Source organism: Agromyces sp. NPDC055520 (genome assembly GCF_053619715.1).
On sequence record NZ_JBSHJY010000023.1, the window covers coordinates 18,209 to 41,886 of the forward strand.

At 70.6% G+C, this 23,678-nt stretch carries 18 protein-coding genes; 9 read left to right on the forward strand and 9 right to left on the reverse strand.

Annotated features, from left to right (window positions below; genetic code table 11):
* Positions 1-3: 3 nt before the first annotated feature.
* Both ACWGST_RS10830 and ACWGST_RS10835 read right to left on the reverse strand, forming a co-directional pair.
* A complete protein-coding gene (locus ACWGST_RS10830) occupies positions 4-1,530 on the reverse strand; it encodes a leucyl aminopeptidase (RefSeq protein WP_452046672.1) in 1,527 nt (508 codons plus the stop codon).
* Positions 1,527-3,227, reverse strand: coding sequence for an MFS transporter (locus ACWGST_RS10835; protein WP_452046673.1), 1,701 nt, complete (start codon positions 3,225-3,227; stop codon positions 1,527-1,529). The genes ACWGST_RS10830 and ACWGST_RS10835 overlap by 4 nt, the downstream gene beginning before the upstream one ends.
* A gap of 116 nt (positions 3,228-3,343) precedes the next feature.
* Between ACWGST_RS10835 and ACWGST_RS10840 the strand changes: the two genes are divergently transcribed.
* On the forward strand, positions 3,344-5,083 hold the full coding sequence (locus ACWGST_RS10840; protein WP_452046674.1) for a threonine/serine ThrE exporter family protein: 1,740 nt from the start codon (positions 3,344-3,346) through the stop codon (positions 5,081-5,083).
* A 50-nt stretch (positions 5,084-5,133) separates the two neighbouring features.
* Positions 5,134-6,693, forward strand: a complete 1,560-nt coding sequence (locus ACWGST_RS10845; RefSeq protein WP_452046675.1) for an SLC13 family permease — start codon at positions 5,134-5,136, stop codon at positions 6,691-6,693.
* A gap of 86 nt (positions 6,694-6,779) precedes the next feature.
* On the opposite strand, the gene ACWGST_RS10850 is transcribed toward ACWGST_RS10845, so the two are convergent.
* Both ACWGST_RS10850 and ACWGST_RS10855 read right to left on the reverse strand, forming a co-directional pair.
* On the reverse strand, positions 6,780-7,709 hold the full coding sequence (locus tag ACWGST_RS10850; RefSeq protein WP_452046676.1) for a carbohydrate kinase family protein: 930 nt from the start codon (positions 7,707-7,709) through the stop codon (positions 6,780-6,782).
* Positions 7,710-7,713: 4 nt separating this feature from the next.
* A complete protein-coding gene (locus ACWGST_RS10855) occupies positions 7,714-8,718 on the reverse strand; it encodes a LacI family DNA-binding transcriptional regulator (RefSeq protein ID WP_452046677.1) in 1,005 nt (334 codons plus the stop codon).
* 175 nt (positions 8,719-8,893) lie between these two features.
* Between ACWGST_RS10855 and ACWGST_RS10860 the strand changes: the two genes are divergently transcribed.
* The 5 genes from ACWGST_RS10860 to ACWGST_RS10880 all read left to right on the forward strand — a co-directional run bounded on the left by ACWGST_RS10860 (position 8,894) and on the right by ACWGST_RS10880 (position 13,000).
* The gene (locus ACWGST_RS10860) at positions 8,894-9,991 is read left to right on the forward strand and encodes a substrate-binding domain-containing protein (RefSeq protein ID WP_452046678.1); all 1,098 of its coding nucleotides are present in this window, start codon (positions 8,894-8,896) and stop codon (positions 9,989-9,991) included.
* A gap of 40 nt (positions 9,992-10,031) precedes the next feature.
* Positions 10,032-11,072 (forward strand): ABC transporter permease, encoded by a 1,041-nt coding sequence (locus ACWGST_RS10865; protein WP_452046679.1) that lies wholly within the window; start codon positions 10,032-10,034, stop codon positions 11,070-11,072.
* Positions 11,069-11,881 carry an ATP-binding cassette domain-containing protein gene (locus ACWGST_RS10870; RefSeq protein ID WP_452046680.1) on the forward strand — a complete coding sequence of 271 codons (813 nt, stop codon included), beginning with the start codon at positions 11,069-11,071 and terminating at the stop codon, positions 11,879-11,881. The genes ACWGST_RS10865 and ACWGST_RS10870 overlap by 4 nt, the downstream gene beginning before the upstream one ends.
* Positions 11,878-12,231: a putative quinol monooxygenase gene (locus ACWGST_RS10875; RefSeq protein WP_452046681.1), complete on the forward strand. Its 354-nt coding sequence runs from the start codon at positions 11,878-11,880 to the stop codon at positions 12,229-12,231. The genes ACWGST_RS10870 and ACWGST_RS10875 overlap by 4 nt, the downstream gene beginning before the upstream one ends.
* Positions 12,232-12,331: 100 nt before the next feature.
* A complete protein-coding gene (locus ACWGST_RS10880; RefSeq protein ID WP_452046682.1) occupies positions 12,332-13,000 on the forward strand; it encodes a TetR/AcrR family transcriptional regulator in 669 nt (222 codons plus the stop codon).
* Positions 13,001-13,154: 154 nt separating this feature from the next.
* On the opposite strand, the gene ACWGST_RS10885 is transcribed toward ACWGST_RS10880, so the two are convergent.
* Both ACWGST_RS10885 and ACWGST_RS10890 read right to left on the reverse strand, forming a co-directional pair.
* Positions 13,155-14,225, reverse strand: coding sequence for a DUF2804 domain-containing protein (locus ACWGST_RS10885; protein WP_452046683.1), 1,071 nt, complete (start codon positions 14,223-14,225; stop codon positions 13,155-13,157).
* A gap of 164 nt (positions 14,226-14,389) precedes the next feature.
* Complete coding sequence (locus ACWGST_RS10890; RefSeq protein WP_452046684.1) at positions 14,390-17,197, reverse strand: immune inhibitor A domain-containing protein; 2,808 nt, start codon at positions 17,195-17,197, stop codon at positions 14,390-14,392.
* Positions 17,198-17,643: 446 nt separating this feature from the next.
* On the opposite strand from ACWGST_RS10890, the gene ACWGST_RS10895 reads away from it, so the two are divergent.
* Together ACWGST_RS10895 and ACWGST_RS10900 are read left to right on the forward strand one after the other, a co-directional pair.
* Complete coding sequence (locus tag ACWGST_RS10895) at positions 17,644-20,085, forward strand: hypothetical protein (protein ID WP_452046685.1); 2,442 nt, start codon at positions 17,644-17,646, stop codon at positions 20,083-20,085.
* A gap of 133 nt (positions 20,086-20,218) precedes the next feature.
* A complete protein-coding gene (locus tag ACWGST_RS10900; RefSeq protein WP_452046686.1) occupies positions 20,219-20,452 on the forward strand; it encodes a hypothetical protein in 234 nt (77 codons plus the stop codon).
* Positions 20,453-20,515: 63 nt separating this feature from the next.
* Here ACWGST_RS10900 and ACWGST_RS10905 read toward each other — a convergent pair whose 3' ends face one another.
* The 3 genes from ACWGST_RS10905 to ACWGST_RS10915 form a co-directional block, all read right to left on the reverse strand.
* Positions 20,516-21,208: an HAD hydrolase-like protein gene (locus tag ACWGST_RS10905; protein WP_452046687.1), complete on the reverse strand. Its 693-nt coding sequence runs from the start codon at positions 21,206-21,208 to the stop codon at positions 20,516-20,518.
* Between the two features lie 91 nt (positions 21,209-21,299).
* Positions 21,300-21,995 (reverse strand): endonuclease NucS, encoded by a 696-nt coding sequence (gene nucS, locus ACWGST_RS10910; protein WP_452046688.1) that lies wholly within the window; start codon positions 21,993-21,995, stop codon positions 21,300-21,302.
* A 34-nt stretch (positions 21,996-22,029) separates the two neighbouring features.
* Positions 22,030-23,292, reverse strand: coding sequence for an MFS transporter (locus ACWGST_RS10915; RefSeq protein ID WP_452046689.1), 1,263 nt, complete (start codon positions 23,290-23,292; stop codon positions 22,030-22,032).
* Between the last annotated feature and the right edge of the window lie 386 nt (positions 23,293-23,678).

Below are 23,678 nucleotides of genomic sequence, written 5' to 3' on the forward strand. Positions count from 1 at the left end.
GCCTCAACTCGCCGGCTGAAAGCCCCGCGCCACGTCGATGAGGATGCGCGTGCCGAAGCCGGTCGCGCCCTTCGACCGCCACGAGTCGTCGGCGTCCGACTGCATCGTGCCCGCGATGTCGAGGTGCGCCCACGGCGTCGTGCCGACGAAGTGGTCGAGGAAGAGCGCCGCCGTCGTCGCGCCGGCGAAGGTGCCGCCGAGGTTCGAGAGGTCCGCGACATCCGAATCGAGCTGTTTGCGGTACTTTCGCTCGAGCGGCATGCGCCAGACCTGCTCATCGGTCGCCGCCGACGCGCGCTCGACGGCGGCGAGCGTCGCCTCGGCGTTGCCGAAGAGTGCCGCGGTCGAGGTGCCGAGCGCCATGAGCGCAGCGCCGGTGAGGGTCGCGATGTCGATGATCGTGTCGACGCCCTCCTCGTTGGCGAGGGCGATGGCGTCCATCATCACGAGCCGGCCCTCGGCGTCGGTGTTCTTCACCTCGACGGTCATGCCGTTCCGCGCGGTCAGCACGTCGCCGAGCTGATACGCCGAACCCGACGGCATGTTGTCGGTGCACATGAGCCAGCCGGTCGCGGTCGCGGTGGCATCGAGCGCCCGCAGCGCGGTGAAGGCGCCGAGCACGGATGCCGCGCCGCCCATGTCCATCTTCATGAGCAGGTGCATCGGGTCCGACGGCTTCAGGCTGATGCCGCCCGAGTCGTACATGATGCCCTTGCCGACGAGCCCGAGGTGCCCGGTCGAGGCGCCGGCGGGCGTGTAGCGCAGCTTCACCATGCGCGGCTCCTCGGTCGAGCCGCGGTTGACGCCGAGCAGGCCCCCGCAGCCGAGCTCGATGAGCTGCTGCTTGTCGAACACCTCGACGTCGAAGCCGAACCGCTCGCCGAGGGTGACGGCGACCTCGGCCAGGTCGGTCGCAGTGAGGTGGCCAGGGGGAGTGTTCGCGAGGTCGCGCGCGACGTTCGCCGCGCGGGCGGTGACGAGTCCGCCCTCGATGCCGGCGGCAAGTTCTGCGGCGTCGGCGGTCGCGGCGGTGACGTCGCCGATGCGCAGTGCGAGTCGCTCGAGCCTGCTGTCGGGCTGCTTCGTCGCGCGCCCGGTGTAGCGGTACCCGGCGAGGGCGGCACCCTCGGCGATCGCCTGACCCGCCATGCCGCGGTCGAGCCCGCCGAGCGCAGGGAGCTCGAGGCCGAGACGCGACGCCTTCTTCGACGCCGCACGCACGAAGGTCGCGACGGCATCGCGCAGCCCGTTGGTCGTGAGCTCGGCGGTCGCACCGGCGCCCACGAGCACGATCGGCCGGTCGCCCGGAACGTACAGCGACTGCCCGGCTTTCGCTTCGAATCCGGCGCGCTCCCAGGCCGCCGGGTCCAGCCCGGCGATCGACTCGCCGTCGGCGACCGGGGTGGTGACGAGCACGCCGGTCACCTCGGCGTCGGCCAGCGCGTCGTCGAGCACGACGGCCGCGGTGTAGGCGAGCGACGACACCGCGTCGAAGTCGCCGGGGATGAGCTTGTTCGCGGCGCGAGTCATGCGAACGCCTCCGTTTCATCGTCGAGGTCGGTGAGTTCGTCGGGGTCGACGGGGTCGATCGGGTCGTCGTCGTCGGGCTCGAGCTTCTCGGGCAGTTCGTCGCGGAGTCGGCCGGGCATGCGGGTGGCCGGCACGATCGCGAGCAGCGACAGCGCAGCGAGTCCGAGCAGCGACACCTTCAGCGCCTGCAGTCGCGCCTCGGCGTTGACGATGATCGCTGCGTCGAGTTCGGGGCCGCTCGCGCGGGACTCGAGCACCGCTGCGAGCTGTTCGTTCGTGAGGAAGTCGGCCTCGTTGAAGTTCACCTGAGAGATGAGCTCGTCGGAGATCTCGGGGTGCTCCTGTGCGCCGTTCAGCAGCATGGCCGAGAGCATTCCGACCGCGAAGGCGGTGCCCACGGCGATGCCGACGCTGCCCGAGAGGTTGTGCACGAGCCCGCGCCAGGCGCCGACATCGCCCGCGAGCTGCTTCGGCGCCGACGAGAGCAGCGTGTTGAAGACGAGCGCGACGATGGCGCCCTGCCCGAGGCCGAGCAGGATGAGGCCGGCGATGACGAAGCCCTGGCTCCACTCGCCGCGCACGGTGAAGGCGAGGAGCGTGAGCGCCGACGCGACGACGACGAACCCGGCGCTCGCGATCGCCCGCGGCGCGAACCGGCCGTAGAGCGAGGCGACGAACGTCGAGGCGAGGAAGATCGAGAGCGTGTAGGGGATGATCGAGAACGAGGTCTCGATGCTCGACCGGCCCTGCACGACCTGGATGTACAGCGGGATCAGGAAGTTCGCCGCGGTGCCGACGAAGAGCATGATCGACATGCACGCCGTGATCGCCCGCTCGGAGCCGGTCGCGAGCACCCGCAGGTCGAAGATCCTCGGCTTGCCCTCGCGCCCGCGGCGCCGCAGCCACGAGAAGAAGATCTGTCCGACGACGAGTCCGGCGATCACGAGAAGCGGTGCGGGCGAGATGCCGAGCACGTCGAACGGTGCCTGATCGGTCGCGAGCCAGACGCCCCACGTCGAGAGGCCCGAGAAGCCGAAGCTCAGGAGGATGACGCCGACGGCCGCGAGGATCGCGCCGGTCCAGTCGATCGAGAGACCGGGCTGGGCCGGCACGCGCTTGAGCTTGAAGCTCAGCAGCAGGTTGACGACGGCGAGGGCGACCATGAGCACGAACGACCAGCGCCAGCCGATCGTGTTCGCGAACGAGCCTGCGAGCAGGAGCGCCAGCACGCCGGCCGCGGGGATCGCCGCGGCGAGCAGGCCGATCGCCTTGCCCTGCTGCGGGCCGTGGTAGTTGGTGGCGATGAACACGGTGAGCGCGGGCGCGATGAGCGCGATGACCGCACCCGACGACGCCTGCGCGATGAAGAGCATGGCAGGCGAGACGCTGAGGGCGACGCCGAGCATGGCCACGCCGTGGATCGCGACGGCGATCTGGAACACGCCGCGACTGCCGAACCGGGAACCGACCTTGGCTCCGAGCAGGATGAACGCGGCCATCGCGAAGGTGCCGGCGGTGATCGCCGTGCCGACCGAACTCGCGGGGGTGTCGAGGTCGGTCGTGATGCCGGCCATCGAGACGGTGAGCGCGTTCACCGCGAACGACGCCTGGATCTGCGTCATCACGACGACGATGAGCGCGAGCCACGAGGTCTTCGCGATCGGAGCGGCGACGGATGCTTCGGCGTGCATGCTCATGAACGTCCCCTCGAGTTCCAGCAGCTGCTGTGGTGCTCACGGTAGTCGGTCGGGGGCTCGGGGCGGTGGAGCCCGCGCATTGAACGACGCGACTCGTCACGACTACAGTGAGCGACATGTCAGCCGGGGGGCGTGCGCGGGTCGTGATCACGATCGGCGCGGTCGTCGTCGCCGGTTGGTTCGGGGCCGGATGCCTCGTGGCCGCAGCGCCCGCGGCGTGGTCGATCACCTCGGCCGCGGAACCGCTGTCGACGGATCAGCCGGTGGATCCCGTGGAGTCGGCGGCACCGGAGCCCGAACCCGAGCCGACGCCCACCCCGACGATCGAGCCGACCCCGACCGAGGAGCCGGCACCGACCACGCCGCCTCCGGCGACGGAAGCCCCCGCGACCGAGGTGCCGACTCCGACGCCCGAACCCGAGCCGAGCGAGGCACCGGTGCTCGAGCCGGTCGAGCCGGCCGTGCTCGACGACCATCAGTCGCCGTGGTCGTGGGTCATCGCGGCGCTCGTGCTGCTCGCCAGCGCCGCCGTGCTCTTCGCCGTCCGCAGGCCGGGAACCGATGCGGCGGCCGAGACCGGCTCGCACACCACCGGCCTCCTCGTGCCGGGCGGGCCCGGGCCGGGCGCCTCCCCGCTGCCTGCGGTCACGCTCACCGCGATGGAGGCGATCGGCGAGGCGATGATCGACGCCGGGTACTCGGTGACGACGGTGCAGACCGCGCTTCACGACATCGCGACCGTGAACGCTCTGCCGGCGACCGAGATCATCGTGTTCCCGACCGCGCTGATCGTCTCGGCCCGGGGCGTCGGCGAGCTCAGCACCGGAGCCGTCACGAGCGGACACAACAAGCTGACGCTCTCGCAGATCGATGCGCTGCACCGCACGGTCGACGCCGCTCGCACGGGCGACCTCGATCCGGCGGCGACCGTGCGGGCCATCCGGAAGCTCCGCCGACAGCCGCTGCCGTACTCGTCGACCCAGCGGGTCGTCGCCTACGGGCTGCTCTCGGCGGGGTTGTCGGTGCTGCTCGGCGCATCGTGGGCGGGCACGGGGGTCGCCGCCGTGCTGGGCCTGTTCGCAGGGGCCGCCCTGATCGTCTCGGCCCGCGCCCCGCGCGAGTACCAGGCGCTCGTGACGGTGGGCGTCGCGTTCGTCGTCTCACTGACGGTGTACCTGCTGCTCCACGCGGGGCTCGACCCGGGCGTGCTGCCGGCCCTCATCGCTCCGCTCGTGATGCTGCTGCCCGGGTCGCTCCTCACGACGGGCGTGATCGAGCTCGCGACCGGCCAGATGGTGTCGGGCGGCGGGCGACTCGCCGCCGGCACCATGCAGCTCGTGCTGCTCGCCGTCGGCATCGTCGGTGCCGCTGCTCTCGTCGGGATCCCGGCGATCGCGGCCCCCGCGGCGTCCGGGACGATCGGGCCCATCGCCCCCTGGATCGCCGTCGCCGTGTTCGGCGTCGGAATCGTCGTGTACCAGTGCGGCCGACGCGACTCGCTCGTCTGGATCCTGCTCGTGCTCTACTCGGCGTATGGCGCGCAGGTCATCGGCGACATCTTCTTCGGCGGCGTGCTCTCGGCGTTCGTCGGAGCCTTCGTGATGACGCCCGTCGCGGTGCTCGTGGCGCGCCAGCGCACCGGCCCGCCCGCCGTCGTCAGCTTCCTTCCCGCCTTCTGGCTGCTCGTGCCGGGGGCGCTCGGACTCGTCGGGGTCGCCACCATCCTCAGCGGCGACGAGGCCGGCGCCGACACGCTCGTGACGACGGCGGCGACGATGGTCGCGATCGCGCTCGGCACCCTCGCCGGGTCGGCCATCACGACCAGGCTGCGGTCGTTCAGCGGTCCGCTCCTGTAGCGCGCTCCGATCGGCAGGGCAGCGGATGCCTCGGCGCTAGTCTGTGCCCCATGGATCCCGTCGCGACCACGCTCGTCATCCTCGCGCTCGCGATCATCGCGTTCATGTCGAACCGCGTGCCGCTCGGCATCGTGGCGATCGGCGTCTCCGTCGCACTCTGGGCCACCGGCATCCTCGATCTCGGACAGGCGCTCGCCGGCTTCGGCGACCCGACCGTGATCTTCATCGCCGCCCTCTTCGTCGTGAGCGAGTCGCTCGACTCGACGGGCGTCACGGCCTGGGCGGGGCAGCAGGTCATCGGCCGGGCCGGCACGAAGCGCGGGCCGCTGCTGCTCGTGGTGTGCCTGCTGGTGGCCGGGGTCACCGCGCTCATCAGCATCAACGGGGCCGTGGCGGCACTCATCCCGGTGGTCGTCGTCGTCGCGACCCGTGCGGGCATCGCGCCGTCGCAGATGCTCATGCCGCTCGCGTTCTCGGCGCACGCGGGGTCGCTGCTCGCCCTCACCGGCACCCCGGTGAACATCATCGTGAGCGAGGCGGCCGCCGACGCCGGAGGGCGCCCGTTCGGCTTCTTCGAGTTCGGCCTCGTCGGCGTGCCGCTCGTCGTCGGCACCGTGCTCATCATCTCCCTGTTCGGTCGGCGACTGCTGCCCGAACGGGCCGCGACGAGCCTGCCGCAGGATGTCAGGGCCCACGCCCGCACCCTGCGCGAGCAGTACCACCTGCCCGAGGGCACCGAGCTCATCGGCGTGCGCGAGGGGGTGACCGAGGTGGTCGTGGCCCCGCGCTCGTCGCTCATCGGCATGCACCTCTTCCCCGGGATGTGCACGCCGAGCGGCGATCTCGTCGTGCTCGCGGTGCAGCGGGGCGGTGAAGACCTCGTCGGCGCCGACGCGCTGCTGCAGGCCGGCGACACCCTGCTCGTCACCGGCCCGTGGGGCGATCTCGAGCGAAGCACCGCCGGCCCCGATGTGCTCGTCGTCGACGATCCGGCGACGATGCGCCGTTCGGTGCCGCTCGGCACCGGTGCGAAGCGCGCGATCGCGATCCTCGGCCTGATGGTCGTGCTGCTCGCCACGGGACTCGTACCGCCGGCGATCGCGGGGCTCGCCGCGGCATCCGCTCTTGTGCTGACCAGGGTGGTCAGCCCGACGCAGGCCTACCGCAGCATCTCGTGGACGACAGTCGTGCTCGTGGCCGGCATGATCCCGCTGTCGACGGCGTTCATCACGACCGGCACCGCAGCGCTGATCGCCGACGGACTGATCGGTCTCATCGGCGACGGCTCGCCGTACTTCGCCCTGTTCGCGATCTGCGCGCTCACGATGGTGCTCGGCCAGCTCATCTCGAACACGGCGACCGTGCTCATCGTCGCGCCCGTCGCGGTCGTCGTCGCGGCCGACCTCGGGGTCTCGGTGCTGCCGTTCATGATGGCGCTCACGGTCGCCGGCGCGGCGTCGTTCCTCACCCCGGTCGCGACGCCCGCGAACACCATGGTGCTCGAGCCCGGCGGTTATCGCTTCGGCGACTACTGGAGGCTCGGGTTGCCGCTGCTCCTGCTGTTCCTCGTCGTCGCGGTGTTCTACGTGCCGTTCGTCTGGCCGTTCTGAGCCCGAGCCCGCTCGCCTCAGCCCGCCACCGGCACGAGCAGCGTATTGTCCGGCGCACATTGCAAGCGGGCTCTCCCGCACCGGCGTCAGCTCGGGGCGACGGCCTCGCGCCGTGGGATCCGGAGCAGCGCACCCTCGTGCCGCACCGTCGCCGAGGCGATCGTCATGGCCTCGAGCAGGGCGGAACCCCACTCCTCCGGCGTCCGCGGCAGACCGCCCTCGGCGGCCCGGTGCACGACCGCGGCGAGCGTGGCGTCACCGGCGCCCATGGTGTCGACGATCTCGCCGGGGAGGTCGACGATGCCCGACTGCACGACGGCGTCGCCATGACTGACCGTTGCCCCGTCGCGCCCGGCCGTGGCGAGGATCGCGCCCCGCGCGGCCCGGCGGCCTCGAAGTCGGTCCATGAACGCCTGGAGCGAGTCGTCGAGCAGCAGCTCGGCGTCTTCGTCGCCCACCTTGGTGAGCAGGGCGCGGGAGGCGAAATCCTCGAAGTTCGCGAGGAAGACGGTGCGATCGACGAGCATGCCGGCACGCGGGTTGCCGTCGACGACGACGCGCTGCTCGGGCCGGTCGATGGCGGCGACCAGCGACGCGTACTGGTCTGCGTCGTCGAACGGGAAGCAGCTGACCACGACGAGGTCGGCTGCGTCGATCCCGGCGCGGGTCGCGTCGTCGAAGCGGATGCGGCGCCGCCGCGCGGCCTCGTTGAACTCGTATCGGGGCTCGCCGTCGGTGCGATCCGAGATGGCCCGCGAGGTGCCGAGCGCCGAGGGGCTCTCGATCAGCCGTACGCCGTAATCGCGCAGGTAGGCGCGGATGCGCGAGGCGGGCTCGTCGTCGCCGAGCATGGCGACGAGGGTCACCTGCTCGCCCAGGAGCGCGAGGCCGACCGCGACGTTGAGGGCGGCGCCGCCGACGAACTCACGCGTGCCGCGCGGGTCGCGCAGCTCATCGATGAGCGCGTCGCCGATGACCGTGATGCGCGTGCCGGGATCGGCGTCGTGCCGTGACATCCGCTCAGCCCTCCGTTCGGGGTGCGATCTCGCCCGACCCGCGCTCGATGAGCCGCGTCGGCACGATCGTGCGCGCCGCTGGGGTGGTGTCGCCATCGAGACGGGCGAAGATCCGTTCGGCGGCCGTGCGACCGATCTGCTGGGGGTTCTGCGCCACGACCGTGACGCCGGGGTCGAGCAGGTCGCCGAGCGGCACATCGTCGAAGCCCACGAGTGCCGTGTCGTACTGGCGGCCGAGTTCGCGCAGTGCACGGATGGCGCCGATGGTCACGAGGTTCTGGCTGGAGAAGATCGCGGTCGGCGGGATCGGTGCGTCGAAGAGCGCGAGGGTCGCGGCGTGCGACGTCGCCTCGTCGTGGAGGCCCTCGACGACCAGCTGGTCGCGCGTGGACACCCCGGCCCGGCCGAGTTCGTCGAGGTAGCCGCGGTGACGCTCGCGAGCCGTCTGGATGCCGGGGCGGTCTCCGAGGTAGGCGATGCGCAGATGCCCCCGCTCGAGAAGGTGCCGGGTCGCGAGTGCGGCCCCGTCGGCGTTGTCGCTGATCACGGCGTCCGAGGTGATGCCCGCGGGCTCGCGGTCGACGAAGACGACCGGGGTGCCGCGACGGAGCTCGGGAGCGAGGTAGGCCTGGCTCTCGGTGATGGTGGTGAGGATCAGGCCGTCGACGCGGCGCCGGAGAAAGGCCGAGACCGCCTCCTGCTCGCGCGCCGGATCGTCGTCGAGGCTGGAGGCGAACACCGAGACGCCACGGGCGAGAGCCGCGTCTTCAACGGCGCGGTGCACGGCGCCCGAGAACGGGTTGTCGACGCTGCCGACGAGGAGGCCGAGCGTGCGGGTGCGGCCGTCGGCGCGGCGGAGGTTGCCGGCGTGCAGGTCGGGCTGGTAGTCGAGCGTGCGGGCCGCGGCCTCGACCTTGGCGATCGTGGCCGCAGACACGTTCGGCTCGCCGTTGATGACGCGGGAGACCGTCTTCACGCCGACGCCGGCCAAGGCGGCCACGTGCCGCATCGTCGGTCGCGAACGCGCGCCCTCCGGCATCGAACTCGGATTTGACAACGGTGTCACGATTAGCTCCCAAATATGCAAGTTGGACTTGACTATACATGCGTCCATGGGCTAGACCTAACGTTGACATCGTTGTCAGGAGGACAACGAGTCTTCCCACACCAGAGGAGATTCATCGATGAATCACACAGCAGCCGGTGCGCTCCGCCGCCGTCTCATCACCGCCGGATCGCTCACCGCAGTCGCGGCACTCGCCCTGACCGGCTGCGCCGGCGACAGCGGCACCAATGCTGGCGGCGGCGCTGACGCCGCCGCGATCGGCGTCTCGCTCATCGTCAAGACCACGACCAATCCGTTCTTCGTCGCCATGCAGGACGGCGCGGAGACGGCCGCCGACGAACTCGGCGTCGAGCTCACGCTCGCTGCCGGCAAGGAGGACGGCGACGAGGACACCCAGATCCAGGCGATCGAGAACGCCGTCTCCAAGGGCGACGCCGGCATCCTGATCACGCCGAACGGCCCCGGCGTCGAAGACGCGCTCGTGAAGGCCCGCGACGCCGGGCTCTTCGTGATCGCCCTCGACACGCCGCCGGCCGATCCCGAGGCGGTCGACATCACCTTCGCGACCGACAACTTCGCGGCCGGCCGGGAGATCGGCGAGTGGACCGCGGCCAAGCTCGCAGGCGAGACGGCGACCATCGCGCTCATCGACCTCTTCGACGACAAGATCGTCTCGGTCGACGTCAACCGCGACCAGGGCTTCCTCGACGGCATGGGCATCGACACCGCCGACGCCGAGGTGAACGGCGACGAAGAGGCCACCGGCACGTACAGCGGAGGCGACTACGCGATCGTCGGCAACGAGGCATCCGGTGGCGCCGAAGACGGCGGCCGCACCGCCGCCGAGACCCTGCTCTCGAAGAACCCCGACATCAACGTCGTCTACACGATCAACGAACCGGCCGCCCACGGCGCCTACGAGGCGTTCAAGGCAGCGGGCAAGGACGACGTGATCGTCGTGTCCGTCGACGGCGGTTGCGCCGGCGTCGAGCAGGTCGGCGAGGGCGTCATCGGCGCGACCAGCCAGCAGTACCCGGTCAAGATGGCCGAGCTCGGCGTGCAGGCGATCTTCGACCTCGTGAAGACCGGCAGGGCACCCGAGACGACTGCAGGGCTCGACTTCTTCGACACCGGCGTCGCGCTCGTCACCGACGACCCCCAAGACGGCGTCGATTCCATCGACACCGCACAGGGCGGCGAGATCTGCTGGGGCTGACCCCCGGCACCGCTCACCCACTGAACATCGGAGTATCAACGTGACCCAGCCGACCACCGAGCCGCCGACCTCGGCGCTCGACCTGGCCGAGGAGTTCCTCGACCGAACGACGCCCCTCAGCCGCGTCCGCAACATCCTGCACCGCTATCCGGCCGTCAGTCCGGCGATCGTGCTCGTGCTCGCCGTCATCGTCTTCGGCCTGCTCAACGACCGCTTCCTGAACCCGGCGAACCTCTCGCTCATCACGCAGCAGGTCGCCGTGGTCGGTACCCTCGCCGTCGCCCAGACCCTCATCATCCTCACCGCGGGCATCGACCTCTCGGTCGGTGCGGTCATGGTGCTCAGCTCGATGGTGATGGCGCAGACGAGCGTGCAACTCGGTATCCCCGGGGTGCTCGCCCTGTTCCTGGGCCTCGTCGTCGGCCTCGCGGCCGGCGCGTTCAACGGCTTCCTCGTCACGCGCCTGAAGCTGCCGCCGTTCATCGTGACCCTCGGCACGCTCAGCATCTTCGTCGCGCTCACCCTGCTGTACTCGGGCGGCGCCACCATCCGCGGTGCCGAGATGCCCGAGCTGCTCACCGCGATGGGCGCCACGTTCAACATCGGCGGCGTGAACTTCACCATCGGCGTGCTGATGATGCTGCTCCTCTACGTGGTGGTCGCCCTGATCCTCGCGAAGACGGCCTGGGGCCGCCACGTCTACGCGGTGGGCGACGACCCCGAGGCCGCGCGCCTCGCCGGCATCAGCGTCAACCGGGTGCTGATGAGCGTCTACCTCGCGGCGGGCGCGATCCTCGCGCTCGGCGCCTGGATCCAGATCGGTCGCACCAACGCAGCGTCGCCCAATGCGGGCGCCGAGCTCAACCTCGACTCGATCACCGCCGTCGTCATCGGCGGCACGAGCCTCTTCGGCGGTCGCGGCACCGTGTGGGGCACCCTCCTCGGCGCGCTCATCGTCGGCGTGTTCCGCAACGGCCTGTCACTCGCCGGGCTCGACGTGCTCTGGCAGACGTTCGCCGTCGGCGTGCTCATCATCGTCGCCGTCTCGGTCGACCAGTGGATTCGAAAGGTACGCAAATGACCACCGCAACGGATGCCGCGGGCCAGGCGCCCGCCGCCGGCCCCGCAGAGACCCGAACCCCGATCCTTCGCGCCCGCCGACTCGTGAAGACGTTCGGCCGGGTCGTCGGCCTCGACGGGGTGAGCCTCGAGCTGTACCCCGGCGAGGTGCTCGCGATCATCGGGGACAACGGCGCCGGCAAGTCGACGCTCATCAAGTGCCTCACGGGCGCCGAGGTCCCCGACGAGGGCGAGATCTTCCTCGACCAGAAGCCGGTGCACTTCAGGCGCCCCCAAGACGCCCGCGCCTCCGGCATCGAGACCGTCTACCAGAACCTCGCCGTCTCGCCGGCGCTCGACGTGGCCGCGAACCTGTTCCTCGGGCGCGAGGAGCGAAAACGCGGCATCCTCGGCTCGGTGTTCCGCGTCGTCGACCAGAAGGGCATGAGGGAGAAGGCGCGCAACGAACTGCGTGCGCTCGGCATCTCGACGCTGCAGGACGTGACCGTGCCGGTCGAGAACCTGTCGGGCGGGCAGCGCCAGGCGGTCGCGGTGGCTCGAGCCGCCGCGTTCGGATCGAAGGTCGTCGTGCTCGATGAGCCGACCGCCGCGCTCGGCGTGCGGGAGTCGAACCAGGTGCTCGAGCTCATCAGGAACCTGCGCGATCGCGGCATCCCCGTCATCCTCATCTCGCACAACATGCCACATGTGTTCGACGTCGCCGACCGCATCCACATCCAACGCCTCGGAAAGCGTGCCGCGACGATCACGCCGCAGTCGCACTCGATGACCGACGCGGTCGCGATCATGACCGGCGCAGCACGCGAATGACGGTGACGAATGGCTCGGCGCGCGTCGAACTCATGGCCGAGTTCACGGCCAGGCCGGGGTGCGAGGAGGAGGTGGAGCGCCTTCTCCTCGCCTTCGCGGTCGAAGTGCGCCGAGAACCGGGATGCCTCGACTTCACACCGCATCGGGTGGAGGCGCCTCCGGTCGGCGTGTCGGGGGGTGTCGGGCCGCCCTCGGTGGGGAGCCGATTCATCGTCACCGAGGTCTACAGCGACGGCGCCGCGTTCGCCGCGCATCTCGCCGCTCGGCACGGTGCAGCCTTCAACTCGGCGCTCGCTCCGCTGATCGAGGAGCCGGCATCGGTCCTGACCTTCCTCAGGTCGATCGCCTGACCACGCCGCACAGTCGAGCGCGGGAGGTGCGGAGGGGGCGGTGCGACCCGGGAGAATGGTCTGAGCGCCGAATCCCGCGCCCGTACCACACAGGAGCACCATGAAACCCGGACCGAGGCGCAGCGTCAGCCAGGTCGACATCGTCGACGCCGCGTTCGAGATCCTCGAGCGGAAGGGTTTCGCCGCGGTCTCGGTGCGCGGCGTCGCCGCGGCGCTCGGCCTCACGCCGACGGCGATCTACACGTACTTCCCGTCGAAGAACGCGCTGTTGCGCGCGATGGTCGAAGAGCTGCTGTCGAGCCTCGATCTCGCCGCGGCATCCGACCCCGCCGTCGCCTGGCGCGACCGCGTGCACGCGCTCGCCGCAGCCCTGCGCGCACGGCTCGCCGAGCACACGGGCGCCATGGTGCTCGTCACGAGCGGGCCCCTCGACGGCCATCACGCACTCGGAGTGAGTGAAACCCTCATCGCCGGTTTCATGGCCGATGGCCTGGCGCAGGCCGATGCCGCCCGCGCCGCCCACGCGGTGCGCGCGTACGTGCTCGGCATCGCCGCGCTCGACGCCGCCGAGCGGGTCGACTTCGCAGAGTCCGCGGCGCCCAGCACGGCCGGCGCGCTGTGGTCGGATGCCGCGAGCCACCCCCTCACCGAGGCGACCGCGCACCTCGTGACAGGCGACGGTCCGCCCGATCGCTCGACGGTCGGCGGTGAGCCTCCCGCGTTCGCGTGGGGTCTCGATCGCCTGCTCGACGGCGTGCTCGCTCGCTGAGTCCCGCCTGCCCGCCGACGACTTGTTCCGCCGACCCGTTCCGCCGAGTGTTAACGCCGTGCGCCGAGTGATACCGTTCCGCGCCGCACTGCGCGCCTGAACGTTAACACTCGGCGGGCCGACCCTCGCGCGGTGCGGCGGCGGGCGCGGGCGTTCACCAGCGGTTCCTCACGTACTCGGCCCAGCCCACGAGTGCATCGATCGGCACCGGCGTGCCCGAGTCGTCGGTCACGGTGCCGCGGTAGCTGCCGAAGCACTGGTGCGTCTCGGAGTGGATGACGCCGAACGCCGTCTTCGTGTACCGGTCGTGGAACGGCGTGAAGGTCAGGTCGACGCGGTCGCCCGTGATCGTCCACGGCCGAAGCCAGTCGTTCGCGTCGAAGCTCCAGCGCAGCTCGGCGCCGAGCTTGTGCAGGCGGCCATCGACCGAGAGCGCGTTCTCGGTCGAGCCGGTGCCGTCGGTCCAGAGGCCGCCGAGCTGCAGGCCGAGCCGCCGCCCGCCTTCGATGCCTGAGGCGGCGCCCCAGTGCCAGCGCATCGAGTACGGCCAGCGGCCGCGCCCGTGGTCGAGCACCGCCCAGCTCTCACCGGCCGGCACGTCGTGGGCGACCCCGTCGATCGTGATCGTGCCGCGGGCCGGGCGCGCGACATCCTTCACCGTGTATTGGAACCTCGTGTCGCTCCACGGCACGACGACGCCCATCGCCTCGTGACCGGCAGGCCGTTCGGCGACGATGTCGATCGCGACCCGCTTCGTGGTCGCGGCGATTCGGGTGCCGCCCGAGATCTCGGTGATCGTCGTCTCGATGCCCGGCACGCGGGCGGTCGCCGGTCGCTCGCCGCTGCCTGCGCCCGTGCCTGCGGTGCTGCCGCCGACCTCGCGGAGTGAGCCCGGCAGCTCGACCCCGCGCGAGAGCGGCGTGATCGCGCTCGCATCGATGTCGGTCGAGGTGGCCCGGTCGAACACCCACACCTGATTGATCGTCGCGTAGTCGAGCATCGCGACGGTAACGGCGATGATGTGGTCGGGGGTCGTGATGCCCCAATACTCCCAGCGCTTGTTGCGGCCGGTGCCGGTGCCGCCGGGGCGGATGCCCGAGGTGTCGTGCAGTGGATGCCGCGTCCACCCGACGGCGGCCGGGTTCAGCCTCCCGTTCGGCAGGGTCAGCGAGACGGGCTCGGTGATCTCGCGCTCGTGCGTGAGTGTGGTTCGGGCGTCGTTCACGGCACCTCCTCGTGCGTCGTCGGCAAGTGTACGGGTGCGGGGCGGCCGTGCGCCTCCCGCCCCACGCACGCGGCGAGGCGCCGACCCCCGAAGGGAGCCGACGCCTCGTCGGTGTTGCGGTGTTGCGCGTTGCGGTGTTGCTGTGTTGCGGTGTTGCCGCTCGATCAGCCCGCGCGCGGCGGGGTGATGCTGATCAGCGCGGCCGTGTTGCCCTTCATCGCCTTCTTGACCTGGATGACGGTGCCGAAGCCGACGCCGTCGTCGGCCGGGTTGCCCGAGCCGAACGGGCCGAGGCCGATGTCGACGCCGTCCAACTCCGTGAAACGGTTGCCGGCGAGGTCGTACAGCGGGGTGCTGTACTGCGCGTTGCCCACCGACGGTACGACGGTCGACGCGTCGGCATCGCGGTAGTACAGGTTGCCGTTCGCGGGGTTGACGGCGAAGCCGGGCACCCATCCCTGGTCGTCGGTGAAGGTGCTCACCGGGTCGAGGGCGGGGATGTCGGTGCAGTACTCCGCGAGCGCCGCGTCGGTGATGCACTCGGTGAAGGGGTGGGTCTTCGCGAGTCCGAACGCCGCGTTCGACGACTGCGCACGCGAGGCCATCGCGTTCATCGTCGACGGGTCGAGGTCGGCCGCCGCCCCCGTGCGCTGCAGCGGGTTGAAGTGACTGTCGACGATGAGCAGTCCGCCCTTGGCGCCGTAGCTCGGCAACGCCGTCTCGTTCGCGAGCGGCATGTTCGTGTTGCCGTACGTCGTGTCGCGGTACCAGACGAGCGCACCGGGTGCGTTGTACGCGAGCTTCTCGACCTTCCACGCGCCGGCGCTGTAGACCGAGTTGTAGCCGTACTTCAGCCCCTCGTCGAAGCCGTCGAAGTTGCGCCACTCGACCAGGTAGTACTGCGCCTTGACCGACGTGCCGGAGTCGTGACGCCAGCCGGGGCCGGAGCCGTCGACGAAGGTCGTCGCCTCAGTCGTCCAGCCGGCGTCGCCGCCCTCGACGTCGTCGCTCCACGTGGTGGCGCCGCCACCCGTGACCGCGAAGTCGTCGCTGAACCAGCCGCGCTCCTGGAAGGCTTCATCGGTGGCCATGCGCAGGCGCACCTGCACGGTCGTGCCGGCGAACGACGCCAGGTCGACGTAGTCGTGGCGCCAGCCGTCGGTCGAACCGGTGAGGCCGTACTTCTTGTCGCCGAAGTCGACCATGCGGCCGTTCGGGTCGGAGTAGCCGTCGTTGGTCGTGACGAGCGCGCCGGCCTCGTTGTAGACCTTCTGCTCGTTCCAGGTGGTGCCGCCGTCGGTCGAGATCTCGACGAAGCCGAAGTCCCAGTCCGACTCGATGACGAAGTTGTTCCACATCCAGAACTTCGCGTCGGCAGCTGCGGGCACGTCGATCGTGCGGCTGAGTCGCAGGTCGGCCCACGCGTAATCGGCGCCGGAGTACCACATGTCGGCGCCGCTGTGCGGGTCGGCGAGGGTCACTACCTTGTCGGGCAGGTTGACCTTGACGCCGTCTTCGCTGCCCTTCGCGGGGCGTGACGACTGGCCGACCTTGACGGTCTGCGTGTTGTCACCGGGGTTCACGACGAGCGGGTCGGCCCAGCCGAGCACCCACTTGTCCCAGAGGCCCATGTGGGTCGGCATCGACTGGAAGATCGGGCCCGAGTGCGAACCCGAGCTCATGAGATCCCAGAAGTCGACGTCGCTCGACGCGGCGTTCGAGGTGTCGTAGAGGTCGGGCAGGCCGAGGTCGTGGCCGTACTCGTGCGCGAACACGCCGACGCCCGAGTCTTCGGGCTGAACGATGTAGTTCGAGAGCATCAGCTCGGTGCCGGGGATCTTCGCGCCGCCGACGACGGACGAAGAGTGTGCCCACACGGCGTAGGTGCCCTCGGCACCGCCGCCGCCGGACTTGTCTTCACCGGCGTGCACGAGCACGACGTGGTCGATCACGCCGTCGGGCTCGTTGACGTCGCCGTCGCCGTCACGGTCGCCCTGATCTTCGATGTCGTAATCTGCCCACGGGAAGTCGGGCTGAGCTGTCGCGAGTGCGGCGACCGCGTCGATCGGCAGCTGGCCGGGGCCGAGCTTGTTGGTCGGGTAACCCTGCATGTCCTGCATGGGGCCGGCCTCGTAGACGCCCTTGTCGTTCAGGTGGCAGGTCGTGGCGCCGTAGTACGCCTCGGAGTGCGGCACCGTGACCCACGGGGTCGCCGCGCCGTGCACCGTGTAGGCGCCGCGCGACATCTCCTCGTACATGTTCTTCATCGTGTAACCCGAGATGTCGAAGCCCGGCAGGCCGTCGGGGCCTGTCAGGTCGGTGCGCACACGCTCGGTGAGCCCCTCGTCGGAGAAGAGCATCTTGTTGAAGTGCTCGCTCGAGAAGTCGGGCACCCACATCGAGTTGTTGTCTTCGAGGTCGTACGACGCGGGGTCGGGGATGTTGTTGTGCAGCGGGCCCGACTGCACCGAACCGGGCTTGCAGGTCGTGGCGCCGAACTCGGTCGGCACCTGCAGATCGCTGAAGTCCTCGGTGCCGCCGAACTCGACGAGGATCGTGAGGAGCTTCGCCTCCTGCGTGCTCTTCGACTGCTTCAGGTTCTTCGGGCTCTTGCCCGTCTTCTGCGCCTTCGCCTCGATCTTCGCGAGTTGGCGAGCAGCCGTCGGGTTGCCCTGGGCGAACTTCTGGTCGACCGCCTTGGCGTGCTCGAGTGCGGTCTCCGCGCTCGGCGATCCGGTCTTGTTGCCATTGAGGTCGACGACCGCTTCGTCGTCGGAGGACAACTCGGACTCGGCGCGCGGAGCGACGTAGTTCATGTAGTACTCGGAATCGCTGATCACCGGTGGTGAGACCGGCGAATCCGCAGCGGCCGCTCCGGTCGCGCTGAATGTCACCAGTCCGGTGGCAGCGAGCGCGAGCACCGGGATGACCGCAACCGCGCGCTTGCGCGCGCGGCCCGTGAATCCAGACATGCTTCTCCCTTCGTGCGCCCCATGGAGGTGACCACGGGGCGCGTACGACGCTCGTCGGTGGGCGAACGTACTGGGAATCTTGCCGTGCGGGGGCGCGCCTATGGAAGTGCCGTGAACGGATTCTTCGATGACGACGCGCGTCTGTTGCGTGCGGCCGCAGATTCGTGTCGATACCGCGCGCGCGTCGCCCGCGCGAGGCTGATTCTTGCGCCACCGATACCTCGAGGATTCATCATGATATGAATTCGCCATGAGGATGCCGCGTCCGCCGGTTCCTCGCGGGCCACTTCCACTGCCCACCCCCCTGGCGGGGGGTCGCGGATGGCCCTGCACGAGCATATTCTGACGCCATCCCCGCAGCGTTGTGCTGCCCGGCCGAGCGCCCTTCCGCCCGAACACTCGATCACCTCGATCACCTCGATCCATCGAGTCATGAAGGGAGCTGCATGCGTCGCCCGCTCGCTGCCGCCGTGGTCGCCGTCTGGCTCGTGTTCGGAGGCGCCCTGCTCGGGGCGTTGCCCGCCGCCGCGACGGGCGACGGGCCGACGCCGCCGCTCGTCGACTACTCGTTCGCTCCGGCCGAGGTGACGGTCGGGGCATCCGCCGGCAACGGAACCGACGTCGTCGTGAGCCTGTACCGCGTCGCCGACGGCGCGCTCGTCGACGAATGCCCTGAGGCGTCGCAGAGCACACCGCAGACCGCACAGGAACAGCCCGTGCAGTGCACCTTCGATGCGCTCGAGCCCGGCGCCTGGCGCATCGTGACCGCGCAGGGCAGCGTGAGCGACCCCGACCCCGACCCCGACCCCGACGACGAGGGTGACGACGACAACTGGCACGGCGGCCACTGGGACGGCGAGGGCCACGAGGGCCACTGGCACAACGGCCACTGGCACGAGGGCGATCACCACGACGGCGACGACGACGATGACGGCGACGCCGACCACTCCGCCGACGGCGCGACCGTCGACGACGTCATCGTCATCCCCGCCGCTCCGACGATCGGCATCGCCCAGCTCGCCGCCGACGGTTCGGTCGCGATCGCCGGCACGGGCGCCGCGGGCGACGGCATCGAGGTCGCCGACGCCGAGGGCACGACGGTCTGCGAGGTCACGGTCGACGAGAACGGGCAGTGGGGATGCCTCGTGGCCGGCCCCACCGACGCGACCGCGAGCTTCACCGCGATCGAGCGGAACGCCCGCCCGCTCGCAGAGACGGCCTCCACCTATCGCGCGGGCGGACTCTCGGTCTGGAGCCCGGCCGTCACGGTCGCGCCGCCCGTCGTCGTGCCGCCGACCCTCGACCCGAACTGGATGTTCACGCTCGGCGGCATCGACCCCGCCGGTATCCGCCGGGGTGCGTCGTTCTCGATCGCGGCGTCGAACCTGCCTCCGGGCCTCACGGTGCTGGTCGAACTGCACTCCGACCCGGTGACCCTCGCGTCGGCGACGGTCGGCGCCGACGGGCGCTTCGGCGCCGCCGCGACGATTCCGCTCGACGCGGCACTCGGGCAGCACGCGGTCGTCGTGACGCTCTCGGGCGCGGGCATCACGCCGGCCCAGAAGCAAGTGGCGATCACGATCGTCGAGCCGTCGACGAGCCCGCCCGTCGACCCGCCGGCCCAACCGCCCGTCCAGCCGCCGGCCCAGCCGCCGGCCAACCCCCCGGCCGCCGTGCCCGGCCTGACGGTCGTGCCGGTCGCGGTCGCGCCGGTGAGCGCCGTCGTCGCGGCTGAGGGCACGACGACTCCGGCGGAGCCGGCGGCATCCACCCCCCTGCCCGAAGCGACCGCTGAAACGGTGCCAGAGGTCGAGGTGCCCGCCGAGGTCGCCGAGGGCGAGCACGGCGAACCCGCGGCCGAGGAGGAGGGCGAGGTCGCGCCGAACATCCTCACGGGGGCACTGCAACGCATCGGGGAGGTGCTCGCGAACCCCGCGACGGTCGCGTCGGCGTTCTCGATCGGCCTCGTGCTCGTCGTGCTCGCGGCGGCCCCCGCGCACCTGCTGAACGCCACGATCACCGAGCAGTACCAGCGGTTCAGCGCCCGCGCCGCGCGGTTCCGACTGCCGCGTTGGTACGTCGCAGTCGCCGACTGGATGGCCCGCGAGCCGCTGCTCGCCGCCCTCGCCCTGATCACCGTCACCTCGGTGCTGTTCGGCGTCGCCGACCCGCATTTCGGGTTCAACGACCATTCGCTGCGGCTGCTCATCGCGTGCGCGTTCGCGCTCTTCATCGTCGCGTTCGTGTCGAGTTGGCTCACCGGGCTCATCCTCAAGGTGCGCTGGTCGGTCATCACGCGCATCAGCTTCCGCCCGCTCGGGCTCATCCTGACGCTCGTCGGGGTGCTCGTCTCCCGCTTCCTCGAGTTCTCGCCGGGGTTCCTCGTCGGCCTCGTGCTCGGCCTCTCGATGGCCGAGCCCGCGATGAAGAAGCACGCGTGGCGTGCGGTCGCCATCCGCTCGTCGATCATCATCGTCTTCGGCATCGCGGCCTGGATCGGGTTCAGCGCGATGACCGTGCACGGCGAACCGCACGACTTCCTCGGGGCGCTCCTCGTCGAGACGTGCGTCGCGATCACGACCGAGGGCATCGTGATGCTGCTGATCGACCTGCTGCCGATCAGACTGCTGTCGGGCGAGGTGCTGTTCGCCCACTCGAAGCTGCTGTGGGGCGCCCTCTACCTCGTCGTCACGGTCGTCTTCATCGTCGGCGTCGTCGCGTGGGAGGGGCACTGGCGAGAGCTCGGCGGCTCGCTCTGGCTCTGGATCTCGGTCGTCGGCGCGTTCGCCGTCGTCTGCGTCGCGATCTACCTGTACTTCAGGTTCTGGGCGCCGCCGCTGCCAGAGGAGACCGCCGACGAGGAGGAACCGCTCGCGCGAGTCGAGTGACGCAGGGCGTCCCGAATGGGGCGCCACGCGACATCCGCTCGGCCTACGCTGCAGTGACGGCGGTGCCCGGCACCGCATGGCCGTGGAGGTGCCGAGATGGTCGACCGATCGAAGGCAGGCGAGCGGATGCCGCGTGGCGCGCGCCGCCCGATGGCTCGCAGGCTGCTCGTCGCCGCAGCGACCGGCGGAGGTCGACGACCCCGCGATCGTCGAGTCCACCGCGGGGCGCGACGACGGCAGTGCGCAGTTCAACCCCGGGCTCACGGCGACCGCCGTCGGGTCGACCGGGGTCACGCTCGACAACGGTGAGACCGGTGACACGGTCTCGTTCACGGTCGAGGTCACGCCCGCGACATCCGGCTACTGACGCGTCGGCCGGCGCCTGTGCGGGCGGCTGCGCGCCTGCGCTGTCGTCAGTGCGCCGCCCGACTCAGCCGAGCAGCAGGTTGCGCAACTGGTCGGCCGAATGCACGACGGCCATGGCGTCGGCCGCCTCGGCGGGCGAGCCGTAGCCCCACTCGACGAGGATCGTCGGCACGCCGTTGGCGAGGGCGCCGAGCGTGTCGTAGCCGCGGTCGCCGACCATCACGGCGTGCTCGGTGTCGACACCCGCGGCCTTCAGTCGGCGCAGCGCATCGGCGACGACGTCGGCCTTCGTGCTGCGCTCCTCGTCTTCGCTCGCGCCGGCGATGACCGTGAAGTAGCGGCTCAGACCGGTGTGATCGAGCACCTTGCGGGCCATCGACTCGGGCTTCGAGGTGGCCAGCGCGATCGGCACGCCCGCCGCGTGCAGCCGCTCGAGCACCCCCGCGACACCGGGGAAGACGGGGGAGCGGAGCACGTGCTGGCCGTAGTGGTCGCGGTAGACGTTCAGTGCCTCCCAGGCCTCGGCGTCGTTGAACCCCGCGGTCATGCGCAGGGTGTCGAGCAGCGGCGGGCCGACGTAGCTGCGCAGCACCTCGTCGCTCGGCACGGGCAGGCCGAACTCGGTGAACATGTGGGCGAGCGAGGCGGTGATGTCGGAGGCCGAGTCGACGATCGTGCCGTCGAGGTCGAACAGCACGGCCGACCAGGTGCGCGTCGCTGCGGGCGCTGTCGGTGTGGTCAGGGTCTCGGTGGTCATCGTGACAGCTTAGGCCGCGAAAATCCGAGTGACACTCAGGTTTGACCTCGTGCGGATCGGCGTGGCGCGCCGCCGCCGTCTCGAAACCGCCTCAGAACAGCCGCGAATGCCCGTCGTCGACGCCGCGCATCGCGTCGTAGTCGAGCACGACGCAGCGGATGCCGCGGTCTTCGGCGAGCGTGCGGGCCTGCGGCTTGATCTCTTGCGCGGCGAACACTCCGGTGACGGGCGCGAGCCGGGGATCGCGGTTCATGAGCTCGAGGTAGCGGGTGAGCTGCTCGACGCCGTCGATGTCGCCGCGGCGCTTGAGCTCGACGGCGACGCTTCTGCCCGAGGCATCCGTCGCCAGGATGTCGACCGGCCCGATGGCCGTCATGTATTCGCGGCGAACGAGCCGATGGCCGTCGCCGAGCAGTTCGATCTGCTCGGCGAGCAGCTTCTGCAAGTGCGCCTCGACGCCGTCCTTCTGCAGGCCCGGGTCGATGCCGAGCTCGTGGTTCGAGTCGTGCAGCAGTTCGTGGATCGAGACGATGAGCTGGTCGGCGGTCTTCTGGTGCACGACCTTCCACAGCTCGACGATGCCGGCCTCGCGCTGATCGTCGTCGGGTTCGAGCACCGTAAGGGTGCAGGGTGGGCTCATCCAGTTGAGCGGCTTGTAGCTGCCGCCGTCGGAGTGCACGAGCAGGCTGCCGTCGCCCTTGACCATGAGCAGGCGCGTGGCGAGCGGGAGGTGGGCCGCGAGGCGCCCCGCATAGTCGACGGAGCAGCGGGCGATGACGAGACGCACCCGTCGAGCTTACGCTCCCCTCCCCATGAACGGGTCAGCGGGCGCGCTCGCGGGAGCGCTCGCGGGCGGCGGGGGCGGCGAGGCCCGCCATGACCATGAGCACGAGGATGACGAGCAGGGCGTTCAGCAACCCGAAGTGCTCGCCGAGGAACCCGATGAACGGCGGGCCGACGAGGAAGGCGCAATAGCCGATGATCGCCACGGCGCTCACCCGCGCGGCGGCCTGGGCGCGGTCGGGCACATCGGCGGCCGCCGACATGCCGACCGGGAAGCCCATCGAGGCGCCGATGCCCCAGAGGATCGTGCCGACCACGATCATCCACACCTCGCCGCCGAAGATGAAGAGGCTGAGCCCGACCACGCCGGTGCCGGCGAGCACCTGCAGCGTCAGCACGCGGCCGAAGCGGTCGATGAGCGGGCCGCCGAGCACCCGGGCGGTCGTCATCGACACCGCGAAGACGGTGAAGATCGCGGCCCCCACGGCCGGGTCGAAGCCGTGGCCGTCGACCGCCGCGAGCGTGAGCCAGTCGTTCGCCGACCCCTCGGCGAACGACATGCCGAGCATGATCACGCCGATGAGCAGCAGTCGCACGTCGCCCCAGACCTTGAGGCCGTCGCGGAATCGCTCGGTCCATGGGCGAGTGGATGCCGCGCCGGCACCCTCATCGGCGGCCGCCGGGTCGCCGAGCTCGCTGCGCTTGGGCACGAATCGCACCGACACGATCGCGCCGACCGCGATGATCGCGGCGATCATCGAGAGGTGCAGGGCGACGGGCACGCCGAGGGCCGCGGCCGCGGCCGCCATGCCGGCGCCGGCGACCGTGCCGAACGAGAAGAAGGCATGCATGAGCGGCATCACGGTCTTGCCGAGCTCGCGCTCGGCCTCGGCGCCCTCGACGTTCATCATGACGTCGACCGCGCCGTTGCCGAAGCCGGCGAACGCGAGGCCGATCACGATGAGCGGGATCGACGGCAGCAACGAGCCGCCGAAACCGATGAACACGAGCCCGAGCGAGACGGCCACGAGCGCGCCGGCCATGCCCGCTCGCGCGCCGAAGCGGGCCATGAGCGGCGGCGCGGCGATGAGGCCGAGCACCGCGGCGATCGATCCGGCGAGGATGACGAGGCCGACGCCCTGCGTGCTGAGTCCGGTCGCGTCGCGCACTTCGGGCAGCCGGGCGACCCAGCTCGCGAGGCTGAGCCCCGAGAGGAAGAAGATCGCGAAGATCGCGTTGCGCCATGCGACGAGTTCGCGGCCGGCGCGTGTCGTCTGCGCCGTGTGGCCGGGGGTTGTCATGCTGCCTGTCTCTCCTCCACGATCGCGGATCGAATCGATTCGATCGGCTCGATCACACTAACCGCCGGCCCACGCACCCGCAAGGCGGGCGACAAGCCGCCGAGCAAGCCACCGAGCAGGTGAGCAAGCCGCCGAGCGGGCAGTAGATGCCGCCGATTCCGCGGGGAGGCGGCATCTACTGCCCGTTCGGCGCTGGAGAGAGAGGTGAGGGGGGCGAGTGAGGGCGGGCGTGGGGCGTGGGGCGGAGGTGGGGCGCGGGGGTGGGGGATCGGGGCGACGCGGGCCACGAGGCATCCACTCATCGCCGATACGCGCCACGAGGCATCCACTCATCGCGGATACGATTGATGCGTCATCCGGCGCACCAACCGGACCACTCGCATGGG

Bases quoted from the DNA above. Each gene is read 5' to 3' on its own strand.
- ACWGST_RS10835 (WP_452046673.1), bottom strand. From the start codon at position 3,227: ATGAGCATGCACGCCGAAGCATCCGTCGCCGCTCCGATCGCGAAGACC.
- ACWGST_RS10875 (WP_452046681.1), top strand. From the start codon at position 11,878: ATGACGGTGACGAATGGCTCGGCGCGCGTCGAACTCATGGCCGAGTTC.
- ACWGST_RS10870 (WP_452046680.1), top strand. From the start codon at position 11,069: ATGACCACCGCAACGGATGCCGCGGGCCAGGCGCCCGCCGCCGGCCCC.
- ACWGST_RS10830 (WP_452046672.1), bottom strand. From the start codon at position 1,530: ATGACTCGCGCCGCGAACAAGCTCATCCCCGGCGACTTCGACGCGGTG.
- ACWGST_RS10840 (WP_452046674.1), top strand. From the start codon at position 3,344: ATGTCAGCCGGGGGGCGTGCGCGGGTCGTGATCACGATCGGCGCGGTC.
- ACWGST_RS10895 (WP_452046685.1), top strand. From the start codon at position 17,644: ATGCGTCGCCCGCTCGCTGCCGCCGTGGTCGCCGTCTGGCTCGTGTTC.
- ACWGST_RS10860 (WP_452046678.1), top strand. From the start codon at position 8,894: ATGAATCACACAGCAGCCGGTGCGCTCCGCCGCCGTCTCATCACCGCC.
- ACWGST_RS10915 (WP_452046689.1), bottom strand. From the start codon at position 23,292: ATGACAACCCCCGGCCACACGGCGCAGACGACACGCGCCGGCCGCGAA.
- ACWGST_RS10905 (WP_452046687.1), bottom strand. From the start codon at position 21,208: ATGACCACCGAGACCCTGACCACACCGACAGCGCCCGCAGCGACGCGC.
- ACWGST_RS10890 (WP_452046684.1), bottom strand. From the start codon at position 17,197: ATGTCTGGATTCACGGGCCGCGCGCGCAAGCGCGCGGTTGCGGTCATC.
- ACWGST_RS10845 (WP_452046675.1), top strand. From the start codon at position 5,134: ATGGATCCCGTCGCGACCACGCTCGTCATCCTCGCGCTCGCGATCATC.
- ACWGST_RS10855 (WP_452046677.1), bottom strand. From the start codon at position 8,718: ATGCGGCACGTGGCCGCCTTGGCCGGCGTCGGCGTGAAGACGGTCTCC.
- ACWGST_RS10880 (WP_452046682.1), top strand. From the start codon at position 12,332: ATGAAACCCGGACCGAGGCGCAGCGTCAGCCAGGTCGACATCGTCGAC.
- ACWGST_RS10850 (WP_452046676.1), bottom strand. From the start codon at position 7,709: ATGTCACGGCACGACGCCGATCCCGGCACGCGCATCACGGTCATCGGC.